The sequence below is a fragment of the Mycobacterium talmoniae genome (assembly GCF_001854525.1).
GTDB classification, from domain to species: Bacteria; Actinomycetota; Actinomycetes; order Mycobacteriales; family Mycobacteriaceae; genus Mycobacterium; species Mycobacterium talmoniae.
Map to the genome: position 1 here is coordinate 1 of NZ_MLQM01000048.1, position 15,546 is coordinate 15,546.

Consider the following 15,546-nt stretch of genomic DNA (forward strand, 5'->3'; position numbering starts at 1 on the left):
TTCCCGGCGAACCAGCGCGGTATGGCGCTGGGCATCAACCAGGTCGCCGCGGTGGCCGGCTCGTTTCTGGGGCTGCTGCTGGGCGGGGCGCTCTCGGAATGGGATTGGCGCGCGGTGTTTTGGGTCGGGGTGCCGATCGGGGTGCTGGGCAGCATCTGGGCGGTGCGCTCGCTGCACGAACTCGGGGAGCGCACCCCGGGGCGGCTGGACTGGGCCGGCACCGCCACGCTGGGGCTCGGGTTGACCGTGCTGCTCACCGCCATCACCTACAGCATTCAGCCGCACGGGGATGCGCCGACCGGATGGACCAACCCGGCGGTGCTGGGCGCGCTGGCGCTGGGGGTGGCCGCGATCGCGGTGTTCTGCGTGATCGAGTTGCGGGTGCGCTACCCGATGCTCGACGTGCGGCTATTCAAGAGCAAACCGTTCGCGTTCGGCAACGTCGCGGCGCTGATGGCGGCGGTGGGCAGCGGCGGCCTGCAGTTCATGCTGATCATTTGGCTGCAGGGCATCTGGCTGCCGCTGCACGGCTACAGCTACGAATCCACCCCGCTGTGGTCGGGGATCTATCTGCTGCCGATGACCTGCGGGTTTTTGCTGGCCGGCCCGCTGGCCGGGGCGCTGTCGGACCGGTGGGGGGCTCGCCCGTTCACCGTCGGCGGGATGCTGGTGGCGGCCGGCACCTTCGTGGCGCTGACCCTGATCCCGGTGAACTTCCCCTACTGGCTGTTCGCGGTGCTGGTCTTCCTCAACGGCCTGGGCGGCGGCGTGTTCACCGCGCCCAACTCCGCGGTGATCATGTCCAGCGTCCCGGCCGATCACCGCGGCTCGGCGTCGGGGGTGCGGGCCACCGTCTTCAGCGCCGGCATGTCGCTGTCGATCGGGGTGTTCTTCTCGCTGATGATCGTCGGGCTGGCGAATTCGCTGCCCGGCGCGATGAGTTCGGGGCTGCGTGACCACGGGGTGCCGGCCGGGATCGCCGACCAGGTGGCGCACACCCCGCCGGTGGGCAGTCTGTTCGCCGCGTTCCTGGGTTACAACCCGATTGCCGAACTGTTGGCGCCCTCCGGAGCCCTGCAGCGGCCCGGGGTGCAGGCCGACGTGCTGACCGGGCACACCTTCTTCCCGTTGCTGATCTCCGGGCCGTTTCACACCGGGCTGGTGGTGGTGTTCTCGGCCGCCACCGTGATGATGGTGCTCGGTGCGCTGACCTCCCTGGTCTCGGCCGGTCGGTACGCGACCGAGGTGCGGCCCACCCGCTGACCCGCCGCACTCACAGCGGGTTCACAGTGGGTTCCCGGCGTTTTGGATTGACCCGGGTGGCACCCTGATGCAATATGGAGCGGCAAGCACCTCGTTAGGTGAGGCGGCTACACGGACATAGGCCACTGACCCCGAACGTCGAAAGACGCCCCGGGTCAGGACAGCTCTTCCCGGCTTAAGGGTTGAGCCCAAGTGGCTTCCGGGATTCCCGGATTACGCCGTGTAGTGCCGAAGCTCTGACGAGAGGGGTGCGGCTCTTCCGGCAATCGCCGGGGTCCGCCTCCTGCCGTGTGAACCATGGCGCGTAGCCACGCGCCGCGACCGAGAGGAGGTGAGGGACGAGTGAGTTCCAGTGATAGTCCGTGCCGATATCCGGCGTCCGTGTCGTCCCGAACCGATCGGTCGCGCGCCGCAATCAGCTGAGCAATCGCTCCTGGACAGGTAACCCCAAGGCGTTCATCGCCTGAGCAGGGCCTACCGCTGGCGTGTGCGGATCCCTTCCGTGACAACCGGTGCCGCTTCCTGAAGTACTTCCCGGATTTTTTCCACTAGGAGGCAACCATGGTTGCGATTGCTTACACCGACATCTCAGCGCCCGTGCAGCCGGTCCGCCCGGCCAAGAAGGCGCTGCACAAGCTGGACCGCCAGGCGGTCAGCACCATGTCTGACCCCGTGGTGGATATGACGACCCGGCTGCTCAGCGTTCCGCTGCACCAGCTCTACGCCCTGCTGTGGCGGGTTGGGGTGCTCTCGGTCGACGACTGACGCCCCCGGCCCACCGCGGCCCGGCGGTCCGCGCGTCGAGATTGAAGCCACGCAGGTGCGTACTCGCACTTTCCCTGCGTGGCTTCATTTTCATTCAATCTGGGGGATAGGGGGCCGACGCGGCCCGGCCGGTCAGGCCTCCTCGAGCGCCTCGCCGAACTGCTCCAGCAACTGGTTGTGGTGGTTTTGGGCCAGGATGTGCCCGGCGGCGACGGCGATGGCGACCGGCCAGTCGATGATCTCGAAGGCGGCCAACGCCGCCAACCCGCCGTAGTAGGCCAGCTGGTCGGGCCGCGGCACCGTCACCCGGCCCAGCAGCGGCAGGTTCACCGCGAACGTCTCACCGGCGCGGATGTGCGCGACGGCCTCCCGCTGGGTGGTGCCGCGGCGTGTCTTGTTGTCGGCCATCATTCGCCTTTCGGTAACGGGGGATCTGCCGCCGAGCTCGACGTCGTCGCCACCGGACGCAGCTCGACGACCGTCGCCGGGACCGACCCGTTGGTCGCCGGTCCCGCGCCATTGGTGGGGGCGCCGGGCGCGGCGCCGGTGGGTTCGGGTGCGGTGTCGGCGTCGTCGACCGGCTCCTGCTCGGTGGGGCCGCCCACCAGCCGGGGCAGCACCGCCGCCGCGGCGGTGGCCGCGGCGGCGGTGCCCAACGCCTGCGTCCAGCCCACCGGGCCCAGCGGCGTGCAGCCCAGCAGCTGCGACACCCCGGGGATGCTGATCAGGGTGGCCATCGCGCCCAGCGAACCGACCGCGGTCAGCACCACCAGCCGGTCGTGGGAATCCAGCAGCGTCTGGCCCAGCTGCGCGGAGACCAGCGCCACCAACGCGACGGTGGCCGCGCGTCGGGGCCGCCCGGTGACCGAGGCCAGCGCCCACGCCGTCACCGCCGCGCCGGCCGTGGTGGCGCCGCGCACCGCGACCGTGCGCCACAACGCGGCCGGGTCCGGGCCGCGGACGCCGGTGGGGGCCGGGCCGCTCGGGGAGCTGACCGCCAAGGCGGTGGCCGGCAGCGCGTCGGTCAGCATGTTCACCAGCAGCAACTGGCGGGTGTTCAGCGGCGAGCGTCCGGTGATCGCGCTGCCCACGATCGCGAAACCGACCTCGCCGGCGTTGCCGCCGAGCAGCACCGACACCGCGGCCTGCACCCGCTGCCACAGTTGGCGCCCCTCCTCGAGGGCGTCCATCAGCGCCTCGATGCGGCCGTCGAGCAGCACCACATCGGCGGCGGTGCGGGCCGGGTCACTGCCGTGCGCGACCACCCCGATCCCGACGGTGGCCGCCCGGATCGCGGCGGCGTCGTTGGCGCCGTCGCCGACCATCGCGCATACCCGGCCGGTGCGTTCCAGCGTCTGCACGATCTGCACCTTGTTCTCCGGGGACATCCGGGCGAACACCACCCGCTCGGTGACCGCACGCTCCTGATCCTTGCGCGACAACGCCTCCCACTCCGCGCCGCTGATCACCTGGCCGTCGGTGACCGGCAGACCCAGCTCGCGGGCGATGGCCGTGGCGGTGATGGGGTGATCGCCGGTGATCAGCCGGATCGGGATCTCGTATTGCTGCAACTCGGCCAGCAGCTCGGCGGCGGTGTCGCGCGGGGTGTCGGACAAGCCGAGCAGCCCGACCAGCGACAGCCCGTCGTCGCACAGTTCGGCGATGGCGTCGGGCTCCGGGTCGTCGCCCAGCGCCCGCATCTGCTGATCGGTGAGCCGCCGCCGGGCCACCGCGATCACCCGCAACCCGTCGGCGGCCAGCGCGCCCACCGCCCGCCTGGTGGCCGGGTTCACCCGGCCGCAGCTGGCCAGCACCACCTCCGGGGCGCCCTTGACGGTCAGCTCGGCGCCGGTCACCGACGCCGAGAACGGCCGGCCCGACCGGAACGGCAGATGCGCCGGGGACTCCGGGAGGGGGCCCGATCCGTTCACCGACAGCGCGGCTTCGGCGATCGCGGTGTCGGTGGCGTGCACATGGCGGCCGCCGGCGGTGGCGGGGGTGGCGTGCGCCGCGCACCGCAGCACCTCTTCCCGGGAGTGCCGGGGCGCGGGATGGACCTGCGCGACCCGCAGCCGGTTCTGGCTCAGCGTGCCGGTCTTGTCGAAGCACACCACGTCGACGCGGCCCAGCGCCTCCACCGCGCGGGGGACGCGGACCAGCGCACCGGCATTGGTCAGCCGACGCGCCGACGCCTGCTGCGCCAGGGTGGCCACCAGCGGCAGCCCTTCGGGGATGGCCGCGACGCTGACCGCGATGCCGCTGGCCACCGCCTGGCGGAGCCCGGTCCGGCGCAGCAAGCCCAGCCCGCTGACCAGGGCGCCGCCGGCCAGGCTGACCCGCCAGGCCTGCTTGGTGAGCAGACTCAGCTGGTGCTGCAGCCCAACCGCCTGCTGGTCGCCGGTCACCAGTTCGGCGGCGCGGCGGGCGTGCGTGTCGCCGCCGGCGGCGGTCACTACCGCGACGGCGGTGCCGGCCACCACGGTGGTGCCGGCGAACAGCATGCAGTGCCGGTCGGCCAGGTCGGCGCCGGGGGTGGCGTCGGTTTGTTTGGTCACCGACAGCGACTCCCCGGTCAGCGAGGACTCGTCGACCTCCAGGTCGATGGCCTCGATCAGCCGGCCGTCGGCCGGCACCACCTCGTGGGAGCGCACCTCGATGATGTCGCCGGGCCGCAGCTCTTCGGCGACGGCCTCGGCGTATACCCCGGCCGACACCACTTTGCGGGCCGCCGGAATCTGCTGGGTGAGTAGCACATTGAGCCGGCGTTCGGCGTTGAGCCGCTGCGCGGCGGCGAGCACGGCGTTGGCGCCCAACACCGAACCGACCAGCACCGCGTCCACCGGCGACCCCAACACCGCGCTGGCCGCCGCACCCAGCGCCAGCACCGGGGTCATCGGGTCGGCCAGCTCGGCGCGGACCGCCTTGATGAACTGCCAGGTCGCCGCGCGCGGCGGCGCGGTGAGCGCGGCGCCGCGACGCGCCACCCCGAACGCGGCCAGCGCGGCGGCGGTCACCGGCGGATGCTGAGTTTCCACCGGCGTCTGCGGCTCGGGGGTGGGCAGCAGCTGGCGGACCTGGTCCACCGACATGGCGTGCCATTCATGCACGGCGGCCGGGCGCGGCGCGGGCGCGTTGACCACCTGGCGGCCCAGCCAATATCCGGACAGCGCACCGGCCGCCGCGCCGGTGGTGACCGGTCCGGGGCCGCGGCCGCGCACCCCGGGCAGCATCAGCAGCGCCCCCAACGCCGAGGCGCCGGCGGAGATTTCCACACCGCGGCGGCTGGCGGCGCGGGCCGCGGGCAGGGCGTGCAGCACCCGCCACGCCGCGGCCAGATCCGGCAGGATCAGGCCCGCGCACCACGGCGGCGGACCGTCGGCGGCGGTGATGCCCAGCGCCACATCGGCGGCCGAAAGCGCCTGCACCGCAGTCGAGGACAGCACCGCCACGGTGTGGCCCTGCCGCTGGTAGCTGCGCACCGCGGCGGCCAGCGCCGCATCGATGGACCCGTTGGGCAGCGGGCGGATGTCGTCGAAGGTCGGACGCAGCTCGCCCAGGCCGTCGACGTCGACGGAGACCACCTCCACGTCGGCGCGGTGCGCCTCGGCCACCACCGCCGCCGCCCACGGGTGGTGGGCGGGCTGGAACAGCGCCTCGGCGTCGTGGTCGGTGACGCGGTGCCAGCCGGGTTGCAGCCCGTTGGCCAGCAGCTGCGCCTGGGCGCGGTCCCACACCGCGGCCAGCTCCCGCTCACCGCCGCCACGAACGCGCACCACCCGTAACTTGTTGTCCCACAACACCCGCGGATCGATGACGACCACTTCGACGCGGTCCAGCAGGCGCAAACTCTTCGGTTGCAGCGGCAGCACCGCGTGCTGGTCGGCCAGCCCGCGGCCCAGGGTCGCCGCGAACGATTCGCGGGTGGCGCGGGCGGCTTTGGGGGTGCTCACCAAGGCCGCGGTGCCGGCCATGTCGACGTTGCGGGTGGCGGCGCCGACCACGGCCGCGCCGATCGCCTGCAGCCAGGCGCTGCGCTCGGCGTGCCGCTCCACCGCACCGGGTCCCGGCGGCGCCGGGCGCGCCGGCGCGTCGATCGCCGGGTGCTCGGCGTGGCGGGCCAGCGCCGGTTCGTGCCGGCGCCAGGCCCGCGCCTCGGCCCGGGCCTCGGCGGTCTTGAGCGTCTCCATCAGCACGTCCACCGCCAGCGACGCCGGCGCCAGGTTGACGGTGTGCGCGGCGGCCATCGCCAGGGTCAACACGGTGTCGGTCGCCGCGGTCCCGAGACGCTCCTCGAGCAGGCGACGCAGCCGCGGCTGGTAGTCGACGGCCACCGCGGCCGCCTCGACACTCACCGGCAACCCCGGCAACCGCAGTGCCCGGCCGACCAGCGCGACCCCCAGCCCGGCGGCGTTGGCGCCCAACGTCACCGCGCGGGCCGCCAGCTCCAACCCGTCGCCGGGCAGGCTGGGGGCGCGGCCGGGGCGGCGCTCGGCCTCGTCGTCGGCGACGGCCCGGGGCCGCTTTTCGGCGTCGGCGACCACCCGGACCAGGTCGCGCAGCGACGTGCGGACATCGTCGATGCCGACCACGACCCGGGACAGCGGGTAGTTCAGTTGGGCGGTGGTGACCCCGGGGTGGGCGCGGACCGCGTCGAGCACCACCGGCCCGAGTTCCCGGCCGCCGGGACCGCTCAGGCCACGCACCTCGATCCAGGCCCGGTTGTGACCGCGCCAACACCGCCGCGACAGCGGCGAGCCGGGACTATCCCCGGACAGTGCCTTGGTGGCTTCGCGGACCGGCAAGGTGGCCAAGTCGACGCCGGCGGACGCCAACGCCCCGACGGCTCCGGCGGCGGTGGCCGCGGTGTGCATCGTGGCGCCGGCCAAGGCAGAGGTGGTCTGGATGCACGTCGCGACCGCGCGGAGGGGAAAAGAGCTACGCAAAGTTTGGCCGGTACCCACTTCCGCCAATCTACTTGCTGGCGCGCGGTCGCCGCGTCGCCGGCGACTTGGCCCGGCTGCTCTGCCGCGGCCGCTGGGAGTTGGTGGATTTGGTCGCCTTGGCGGGCGCGGCGGCGGGCTTGGCCGCGGTTTTAACCGCGGCCTTGGCCGGGGCGGCCTTGGCTGGCACCGCGTCGTCGGGGCGCCGGTTCAGCTGTCGCAGCAGCAATGCCGCGCCGCCGACGGTCAGCAGCACCGGCCATTCGACCAGGCCGACCACGCCGAGCGCACCCAGCGTCAGCGCGGCCGCCGGCGTCGAGTGGCTGCCGCTGCTGACGCCGCGCTGCACACCGGCGGCGGCCCCGGTCACCGCACCGACCACACCGTTGACCGCGGCGCCGCCGAGCGCGCCGGCGGCCTCGGTGGTCATCGTTGCCGCGCGGCCGGCCATCCGGCCCAACTTGGTCACCGCCCCGTTGACGGCATTCATCATCGCTCCCTGCGCCGTGGTTGGTGCCCTGCACATCGGGCCGGCGCGACGCTGGTTACCCGGAAGCAGGTGACGCTCAAACGAGCAAACTTCATAGACAGATCATCTTAGGCGTTTTCGGCCACCTTGGCGATGAACGCCGTGCAGACTCACATCGCACTCACATCTTCGGGATCGACCACGTCGTTTAGCGTTCGGTTCGGCAATGTCGGCCTGCGGTTCATCCGCCGTTTACGATCTGTAGATGCTGATCAGCGACGTGGGACGCGGGAAGCGTCCTCCGCCGTCGACCCGGGTGGGCCCGACGGCCGCCGTTGCCGCGGTCTCGGCGCTGCTGATCGGGTTGCAAATCGCCGCCGTCCACCGTGGGTTTCAGGGGCCGCTGCACAGCCTGATCAGCGACTATGTCGCCACCCCGAAGTCGGCCACGCTGCCCTGGGCCGGGTTGGGCCTGGCGCTGGTGGGGCTGACCAACCGGCGCCGCCTGGTGGCGCTGGGCCTGGCGGCCGGCCTGGACGCGGTGTTCGCCGCCGAGCGGGTGCTGCGCGGCGGTGCGCTGACCCTCGGCAACGGGCCGCTGATCGTGCTCACCGGGCTGGCGGTGCTGGCCGGGCTGCGCTGGTCGGGCACCGAGCGCCGCGCCGCGCTGGGCGCGGCCGGGTGGGGGGCGTTGCTGATCGTGGCCAGCAAGGCCGCCGACACCTGGCTGCGGATCACCGCGCTCAGCCGGCCTCGGGTGCTCGACGAGTACGCGATGCTGGCCGACCACGCATTCGCCCAGCCGTCGTGGCTGGTCGGGCGGGTGATCGACGCGGCCGGCCCGGCCCCGTACGCGGTGCTGCACTGGGTGTATATCGAGTTGCCGGTGGCGGCGATGGTGGTCGCGGTCTACCAGCTGCGCAATGTCACCGTCGACGGCTGGCCGCGACATCACCTGATGCGAACCTTCGTGGTGCTGGGCCTGATCGGGCCGCTGATCTATCTGCTGTTTCCGGTGGTCGGCCCGATCTACGCGTTCGGCGCCGAAGGCCACGGCTGGCAAATCGCCAACTACTGGCCGCACATCCTGCCGCCGGCCGGCTTTGCCCCGCACGCGCTGCCATTCGACGACATCACCCCCCGCAACTGCATGCCCTCCATGCACACCGGGTGGGCGCTGCTGGTGTTCATCCACTCCCGCGGCGGGCCGCGTTGGCTGCGCTGCGGCGGCACGGTGTGGTTGGTGGGCACCGTGACCGCGACGCTGGGGTTCGGTTACCACTACGGCGTCGACCTGGTGGCCGGTGCGGTGCTGTGCCTGACCGTGGAGGCCGCGCTGCGGGATCCGCAGCGCGGCTGGGGCGTGCGGCGCATCGGGTTGGTCGCCGGGGGAGCGACGTTCCTGGCGATCTTGCTGCTGTGCTACCGCTACCTGGCCGCGGCCATGGCCCAGCTGCCGCTGCTGTTCGGCCCGGTGATCCTGGGCGCCCTGGCGGTGTTCGTCGCGGCGTTCTTTGCCCGGCCCGCGAGCGTGAAACTAGGTGCACTGTCGACCGCCCCACGTGAAGCTAGCTTCACGCTCGGTGACCCGCGTTAGTCGCGGCGCAGCTCCACCAGCACCGGCGCATGATCGCTGGGCGCCTTCCCCTTCCGTTCGTCGCGGACAATCTCGGCATGGGTGACCCGCTCGGCCAGCGCCGGTGAGCCCAGGATGAAGTCGATCCGCATGCCTTGTCGCTTCGGGAAGCGCAGCTGGGTGTAATCCCAGTAGGTGTAGACACCCGGGCCGGGCGTGAACGGCCGGACCACGTCGGCGAATTGGGCGTCCACGATGGCGTTGAACGCCTTGCGTTCCGGCTCGGAGACGTGGGTGGCCCCGGCGAAGAACTCCATGCTCCACACGTCGTCGTCGGTCGGGGCGATGTTCCAGTCGCCGACCAGCGCGATGGGCGCCGCCGGGTCGTCGCGCAGCCAGTCCTCGGCGCTAACCCGCAGCGCGGCAAGCCAATCCAGCTTGTAGGTGTAGTGCGGGTCGGTCAGGGCGCGCCCGTTGGGCACATACAGGCTCCACACCCGCACCCCGGCGCAGGTGGCGCCCAAGGCGCGGGCTTCGGCGGTGGCCGCCACCTCGGGCTTGCTGCTCCAGGTGGGTTGGCCGTCAAACCCGATCTGGACGTCGTCGAGGCCGACCCGGGACGCGATGGCCACCCCGTTCCACTGGTTGACGCCGACATGGGCGACCTCATACCCGAGTTCGTAAAACGGCAGGGTGGGGAACTGGTCGTCGGTGCACTTGGTTTCCTGCATCGCCAGCACGTCGACCTCCGCGCGGGCCAGCCAGTCGACGACGCGGCCCACCCGGGTGCGGATCGAGTTCACATTCCAGGTGGCCAGCCGCAAAGTGTCGTCGGGCATGCCCACACCTTACGAGGCCAGCAGCCGGGCATCGAGATAGCGGCTGCGGTGCTGGCCGGCGAACCCGAGCGACTCGAAGAACTGGATCGCTACGTCGTCCTCGCTGCGCAGCTGCACGTAGGCCCGGGCGGCGCCGCGGTCGCGGCCCCAGCGCAGCAGCGCGGCGCACAGCGCGCGGGCATGCCCGCGGCGGCGCTGATCGGCGGCCACCCGCAGCTCCGACACCCCCACCCACGGCTGCCCGTCGGGGGCCCGGGTCACCGCGGCCCGCCCGACGGCGACACCCGCGCGGGCACCGAACACCACCTCGCCGTCGGCCACCGCGGTCAACACCGCGACCGGCACGTCGCGCCGGTAGCCGGCCAGCCAGTCGGGGGTCGGCGCCGGCGACAGCGTGACATCCGTGCCGGCCGCACCGACGTCCGGCTCACCGACCAGCGTGCGGGTTTCGCAGGCGGCGGGCAGATCCTCGGGTAGCCGCAGCAGCCGCTCGGGCACCGCCAGCCAGGGCGTCAGGTCGCGCTGCGCATACCAGTCGACGATCGCCGGGATGCTGCTCGCGTGCGCGAACATGTCCAGGGGGACAGCCGAATTCGCCCGCAGGGTGGATCCGTGGCCGGCGCGCAGCAGCCACCCGTCCAGCCACTGGTGCTCGACCCCGGGCCAGGCCAGCGCGGCCGCCTGCTCCACCGCCCGGATCTGCGAGTTCTTCACCGGCCGATCGGTGAGCCGGCGCACGTACAGCACGTCGTCGCGGCGGAACTCGTGCACGTCGCCGTCGCGGGTCTGCACCCGCACCCGCGGGCCGACCTCGACCAGATACCCGATGACGTCACCCATCGGCGGGTCCGACCCCGCGGGCCGCAGGTAACGCAGGCTGACCCGCGTGCCGACGCCGGGCAGCTGGACCATCAGTGGCCGAACGGGTCGGGCACCTCGCCCGGCATCCACGACAGGCCGGGGACGCCCCAGCCGTGCGATTTGACCGCGCGCTTGGCGCTGCGGGCGTGCCGGCCGATCAGCCGGTCCAGGTACAAGAACCCGTCGAGGTGCCCGGTCTCGTGCTGCAGCATTCGGGCGAACAGGCCGGTGCCCTCCAGGGTGATCGGGCTGCCGTCGGCGTCGAGCCCGGTGACTTTCGCCCACGTCGCCCGGCCGGTCGGGAACGACTCGCCGGGCACCGACAGGCAGCCTTCGTCGTCGTGGTCCGGGTCGGGCATGGTCTCGGGGATCTCGGAGGTTTCCAGCACCGGGTTGATCACCACGCCGCGGCGCCGCGCCGCCTTGCCCCGGTCGTCGGGGCAGTCGTAGACGAACAGCCGCAGCCCCACCCCGATCTGGTTGGCCGCCAACCCGACGCCGTTGGCGACGTCCATGGTCTCGTACAACGTGGTGATCAGCTCGCCCAGATCCGCCGGCAGCGAACCGTCGGCGCCGACCGGCACCGGTGTCGTCGGGGTGTGCAGGACGGGATCGCCCACGATGCGGATGGGAACGACTGCCATGACCGGCAAGCTTAGGTCAGCCGACGATGCGCGCCGCGACGCGGCGGGCTGAGGAGGCTGACAATCGGGTCCAGTAGCCGACGATGCGTGCCGCGACGCGGCGGGAGGTGGCGGCCAGCAATTCATCGAGTCCGCCGACTCGCGGGGCGGGGTTCCGGCCCAACACCTGCAGCCGTGGTTGAATGTTCGCCGTAACCCGCCGACGTTGCGGCACCACATTTGAAGGTCATTCAAGAATTCGGGGAAGGGTCCAGGGGAGCGATATGGACGGCGCTATGGCGCGGGCTAATCGATCGGGGGACGACTCTGAAATCATTGATGGGCTAACCCGTCGTGAACACGACATCCTGGCCTTCGAGCGGCAGTGGTGGAAATACGCGGGCGCCAAGGAAGAAGCGATCAAAGAGCTGTTCTCGATGTCGGCGACGCGGTACTACCAGGTGCTCAACGCGCTGGTGGACCGTCCCGAAGCGTTGGCCGCCGACCCGATGCTGGTCAAACGGTTGCGGCGGCTGCGGGCCAGTCGGCAAAAGGCGAAGGCCGCCCGCCGACTCGGCTTCGAGGTGCCCTGATCGCGCGCTGCGTTTTCGGGTTCTGATCAACTCCCCGATACAGTGGGCTCGATGAACGAGCGCGTCCCCGACTCCTCCGGGCTGCCATTGCGCGCCATGGTGATGGTGCTGCTCTTTTTGGGCGTCATCTTCTTGCTGGTCGGATTCCAGGCGATGAGCTCCAGCGGCAGCGGCGACGACGACGACGTGTCGGCGACCACCGTGACATCGGTCACCACCTCGGCCACCCCGTCGTCGAAAAAGGCGGCGCCCAAGGCCGACGTCCGGGTGTACAACATCTCCGGCCAGGAGGGTCTGGCCGGGCAGACCGCCGACCGGCTCAAGGGCGCCGGCTGGAATGTCACCGAGACCGGCAACATGAGGTTGGACAGTGTGTCGGTCACCACGGTGTACTACAACCCCGACACGCCCGGCGAGAAAGAGTCCGCGGAGGCGGTGGGCAAGCTGCTGCACGCGCCGGCGGAGCCCCGCATCGCCGACCCCGACGTCGCCGATCAACCGCCGGGCGTCATCGTGGTGGTGGCCAGCTAAGGCGGGTTGGGGCCGACCGCCGATGGCGCCAGGCTAGGCTATCCGGCATGGTCACGCCCGGTCATCGCAAAAGTCTCGCCGCTGTCCTGTTCGCCGCTCCGGTCGCGCTGCTAAGCGCCTGCAGCCCCAACCAGCCGCCGTCGGACACACCGGGAACCACGCCGTCGGTGTGGACCGGGTCGCCGGCGCCGTCCACGTCACACGAGGAAGGCGGGCCGGTCGCCCCGGAGAGCCTGACCACCCACCTCAAGGCGCCGGACGGCACCGAGGTCGCCACCGCCAAGTTCGAATTCGACGCCGGCTACGTCAAAGTCACCGTGGCGACCACCGGTTTGGGCCAGCTCAGCCCCGGATTCCACGGCATGCACCTGCACAAGATCGGCAAATGCGAGGCGAACTCGGTGGCGCCCACCGGGGGTGCGCCCGGCGACTTCTTGTCGGCCGGCGGACACTTCCAGGCGCCCGGGCACACCGGCGAGCCGGCCAGCGGCGACCTGACCTCGCTGCAGGTCCGCAAGGACGGTGCCGCGCTGCTGGTGACCACCACCGACGCGTTCACCAAGGACGACCTGACCGCGGGAGAGGGCACCGCGCTGGTCATCCACGGCGGCGCGGACAACTTCGCCAACATTCCGCCGGAGCGCTACACCCAGGTCAACGGCTCACCCGGGCCCGACGAGATGACGATGTCCACCGGTGACGCCGGCAAGCGGGTGGCGTGCGGTGTCATTGGGTCCGGCTAGCACGCCGACCAGCAGGGCGCCCGCCCATATCGATTTCGCCGGCTCGGCCCGGCCGACGGTCGGCGTGGAATGGGAGTTCGCGCTCGTCGACGCGGCAACCCGCGACCTGAGCAACGAGGCGGCCGCGGTCATCGCCGAGATCGGCGAGAACCCGCACGTGCACAAGGAATTGCTGCGCAACACCGTCGAGGTCGTCAGCGGGGTGTGCGAGTGCACCGGGCAGGCGGTGGAAGATCTGCGCGGCACGCTGAGCACCGCCCGCCAGATCGTGCAGGGCCGCGGCATGGAACTGTTCTGCGCGGGCACCCACCCGTTCGCGCAGTGGTCCGCGCAAAAGCTCACCGACGCACCGCGCTACGCCGAGCTGATCAAGCGCACCCAGTGGTGGGGTCGGCAGATGCTGATCTGGGGGGTGCACGTACACGTCGGAATCCGCTCGGCGCACAAGGCGATGCCGATCATGTCGTCGCTGCTGAACTACTACCCGCATCTGCTGGCGCTGTCCGCGTCCTCACCGTGGTGGAGCGGTGAGGACACCGGCTACGCCAGCAATCGGGCGATGATGTTTCAGCAGCTGCCCACCGCCGGGTTGCCGTTCCAGTTTCAGACCTGGCGCCAGTTCGAACGCTTCGTGCACGACCAGAAGAAGACCGGGATCATCGATCACATGAACGAGATCCGTTGGGACATCCGGCCTTCACCGCATCTGGGCACCCTGGAGGTGCGGGTCTGCGACGGGGTGTCCAACCTGCGGGAACTCGGTGCGCTGGTGGCGTTGACCCATTGTTTGGTGGTGGATCTGGACCGCCGACTGGACGCCGGTGAGACGCTGCCGACCATGCCGCCCTGGCATGTCCAGGAAAACAAGTGGCGGGCCGCCCGGTACGGGCTGGACGCGGTGATCATCTTGGACGCCGATTCCAACGAGCGGCTGGTCACCGACGATCTCGACGACCTGCTGACCCGGCTGGAGCCGGTGGCCAAAACCCTGCACTGCGTGGACGAGCTTGCCGCGGTCGCGGAAATCTACCGGGTCGGCGCGTCGTACCAGCGGCAGCGGCGGGTGGCCGAGGAACACGACGGTGATCTGCGCGCGGTGGTCGACGCACTGGTCGGTGAATTGGACCTGTAGCCGTGTACATTCCTGACTTGCCGATGTTCCCGCTCGAGTCGGCGCTGCTGCCCGACGAGGAACTACCGCTGCGGATCTTCGAGCCGCGCTACCGCGACCTGGTGAGCGACTGCCTGCGCGGCGACCGGCGGTTCGGGGTGGTGCTGATCGCCCGCGGCCGCGAAGTCGGCGGCGGTGATGAGCGCTGCGACGTCGGGGTGATCGCCACCATCACCGAGCACCGCAAGCTCGGGTTCGGCCGTTACGTATTGCGCAGCCGGATGGGGGAGCGGCTCCGGGTCGCCGAGTGGTTGCCGGATAACCCGTATCCGCGGGCCGTCGCGGCTATTTGGCCCGATGAGCCGGGCCCCCCGGTCGGCGCGGCGGCGCTGCGCGAGGTGGAGGACCGCGGCTATGCGCTGCTGGAGCGGATCGCGACCGCCCGTGGTCTCCGGTTGCCGGCCCGCGAGCTGATGTTCAGCGGCACCGGCGAGGCCGGAAAACGGTTGTACTCCCTGGCGACTCGGATCCCGATCGGTCCCGCCGACCGCTATGCGGTGCTGGCGGCGCCGTCGGTGGTCGACCGTTTGGCGGTGCTGCACGAGGCGATCGACACCCTGGCCGCGATGGTGGAATTCCAGCTATCGGAGTGACTTTCGTGACTCGCTAGGGCGTCCAGGTCACCATCTCGCTTTGTCGGTTCTTCGGATCCCAGATCACCCGGGCCGGCGCCGCGGCGCCGTTGTCGGCCAAGAAGATCTGGCAGCCGGAAATCCGCTGGCCGACGGGGGCCTCCTTGAAGTCGACGGGGGACGCCGGTTCGCAGTTGAACTTGTGGTTGTCGAACGGGTGATTGAGGTCGCCGGTAAAACGCAACGGGGAGAACACGGTCAGGTGGGTGAGGTAATCGTCGCCGTTGCTGACGTAGAACGAGTCGATGCCCTCCGGTTGCGGGCCGTCCACCTTGGTGAGCGTGTAGTGCAAGTAGTAGCCGGTCTTGTCGGCGTATTTCGAGGCGTCCTCGAGTTGTTGGAAGTCCGCGGGATCCGCCGTGTCGAGACTGTCGACGGTCAGCTCCGCCGAGCCCTTCTCGTCGGTGACGTGGGCGCTTTGGCCGAACGTCAGGTGCAAACTCGAATCCTCCGTCGTGGTCGAGCATGCCGTCGCCAGGACCGCGCACGCGGCCGCCGCCGCCAATCGTGAGTACACGCCGCGGATACTAACGCACCTGC

15 protein-coding genes and 1 riboswitch are annotated in these 15,546 nt (G+C 71.1%); of the genes, 8 read left to right on the forward strand and 7 right to left on the reverse strand.

From position 1 onward, the window contains the following. The coding region (locus BKN37_RS11185; RefSeq protein ID WP_071025607.1) for an MFS transporter at positions 1-1,263 on the forward strand (1,263 nt) is incomplete at its 5' end. 83 nt (positions 1,264-1,346) lie between these two features. Continuing rightward, positions 1,347-1,518, forward strand: a riboswitch (M-box (ykoK) riboswitch). 306 nt (positions 1,519-1,824) lie between these two features. Beyond that, on the forward strand, positions 1,825-2,028 hold the full coding sequence (locus BKN37_RS11190; RefSeq protein ID WP_071025612.1) for an Rv1535 family protein: 204 nt from the start codon (positions 1,825-1,827) through the stop codon (positions 2,026-2,028). 132 nt (positions 2,029-2,160) lie between these two features. Here the strand turns inward: BKN37_RS11190 and BKN37_RS11195 are convergent, their stop codons facing one another. The 3 genes from BKN37_RS11195 to BKN37_RS11205 form a co-directional block, all read right to left on the reverse strand. Next, positions 2,161-2,439 carry a hypothetical protein gene (locus BKN37_RS11195; RefSeq protein WP_071025615.1) on the reverse strand — a complete coding sequence of 93 codons (279 nt, stop codon included), beginning with the start codon at positions 2,437-2,439 and terminating at the stop codon, positions 2,161-2,163. Continuing rightward, a complete protein-coding gene (locus tag BKN37_RS11200; protein WP_083341731.1) occupies positions 2,436-6,899 on the reverse strand; it encodes a cation-translocating P-type ATPase in 4,464 nt (1,487 codons plus the stop codon). The genes BKN37_RS11195 and BKN37_RS11200 overlap by 4 nt, the downstream gene beginning before the upstream one ends. Before the next feature lie 100 nt (positions 6,900-6,999). Then, on the reverse strand, positions 7,000-7,458 hold the full coding sequence (locus BKN37_RS11205) for a hypothetical protein (protein WP_071025618.1): 459 nt from the start codon (positions 7,456-7,458) through the stop codon (positions 7,000-7,002). A 244-nt stretch (positions 7,459-7,702) separates the two neighbouring features. On the opposite strand from BKN37_RS11205, the gene BKN37_RS11210 reads away from it, so the two are divergent. After that, a complete protein-coding gene (locus BKN37_RS11210) occupies positions 7,703-9,034 on the forward strand; it encodes a phosphatase PAP2 family protein (protein ID WP_083341727.1) in 1,332 nt (443 codons plus the stop codon). Here BKN37_RS11210 and BKN37_RS11215 read toward each other — a convergent pair. From BKN37_RS11215 to BKN37_RS11225, 3 genes are read right to left on the reverse strand one after another with little or no spacing between them, the layout of a single operon-like run. Beyond that, positions 9,031-9,837 (reverse strand): exodeoxyribonuclease III, encoded by an 807-nt coding sequence (locus BKN37_RS11215; protein WP_207547233.1) that lies wholly within the window; start codon positions 9,835-9,837, stop codon positions 9,031-9,033. The two genes, BKN37_RS11210 and BKN37_RS11215, sit on opposite strands and share 4 nt — an antisense overlap. Before the next feature lie 24 nt (positions 9,838-9,861). After that, complete coding sequence (locus tag BKN37_RS11220) at positions 9,862-10,764, reverse strand: N-acetylglutamate synthase, CG3035 family (protein ID WP_071025626.1); 903 nt, start codon at positions 10,762-10,764, stop codon at positions 9,862-9,864. Further along, complete coding sequence (locus tag BKN37_RS11225; protein WP_071025629.1) at positions 10,764-11,357, reverse strand: peptide deformylase; 594 nt, start codon at positions 11,355-11,357, stop codon at positions 10,764-10,766. The genes BKN37_RS11220 and BKN37_RS11225 overlap by 1 nt, the downstream gene beginning before the upstream one ends. Before the next feature lie 263 nt (positions 11,358-11,620). Here BKN37_RS11225 and BKN37_RS11230 point away from each other — a divergent pair, with 263 nt between their 5' ends. The 5 genes from BKN37_RS11230 to BKN37_RS11250 are packed head-to-tail and all read left to right on the forward strand — an operon-like array spanning position 11,621 to position 14,967. Then, entirely contained in the window at positions 11,621-11,929 is a 309-nt protein-coding gene (locus BKN37_RS11230; RefSeq protein WP_071025632.1) for a nucleoid-associated protein NapA, read from the forward strand. 51 nt (positions 11,930-11,980) lie between these two features. Continuing rightward, positions 11,981-12,460, forward strand: a complete 480-nt coding sequence (locus BKN37_RS11235; RefSeq protein WP_071025635.1) for a LytR C-terminal domain-containing protein — start codon at positions 11,981-11,983, stop codon at positions 12,458-12,460. A gap of 47 nt (positions 12,461-12,507) precedes the next feature. Continuing rightward, a complete protein-coding gene (gene sodC, locus BKN37_RS11240; protein WP_071025639.1) occupies positions 12,508-13,203 on the forward strand; it encodes a superoxide dismutase[Cu-Zn] in 696 nt (231 codons plus the stop codon). Beyond that, positions 13,184-14,335, forward strand: coding sequence for a glutamate--cysteine ligase (locus BKN37_RS11245; protein WP_083341728.1), 1,152 nt, complete (start codon positions 13,184-13,186; stop codon positions 14,333-14,335). Before sodC ends, BKN37_RS11245 begins: the two co-directional genes overlap by 20 nt. A 23-nt stretch (positions 14,336-14,358) precedes the next feature. Then, complete coding sequence (locus BKN37_RS11250; RefSeq protein ID WP_071025686.1) at positions 14,359-14,967, forward strand: LON peptidase substrate-binding domain-containing protein; 609 nt, start codon at positions 14,359-14,361, stop codon at positions 14,965-14,967. Between the two features lie 13 nt (positions 14,968-14,980). Here the strand turns inward: BKN37_RS11250 and BKN37_RS11255 are convergent, their stop codons facing one another. Continuing rightward, positions 14,981-15,523: a hypothetical protein gene (locus BKN37_RS11255; RefSeq protein WP_131823569.1), complete on the reverse strand. Its 543-nt coding sequence runs from the start codon at positions 15,521-15,523 to the stop codon at positions 14,981-14,983. Positions 15,524-15,546 lie beyond the last annotated feature (23 nt).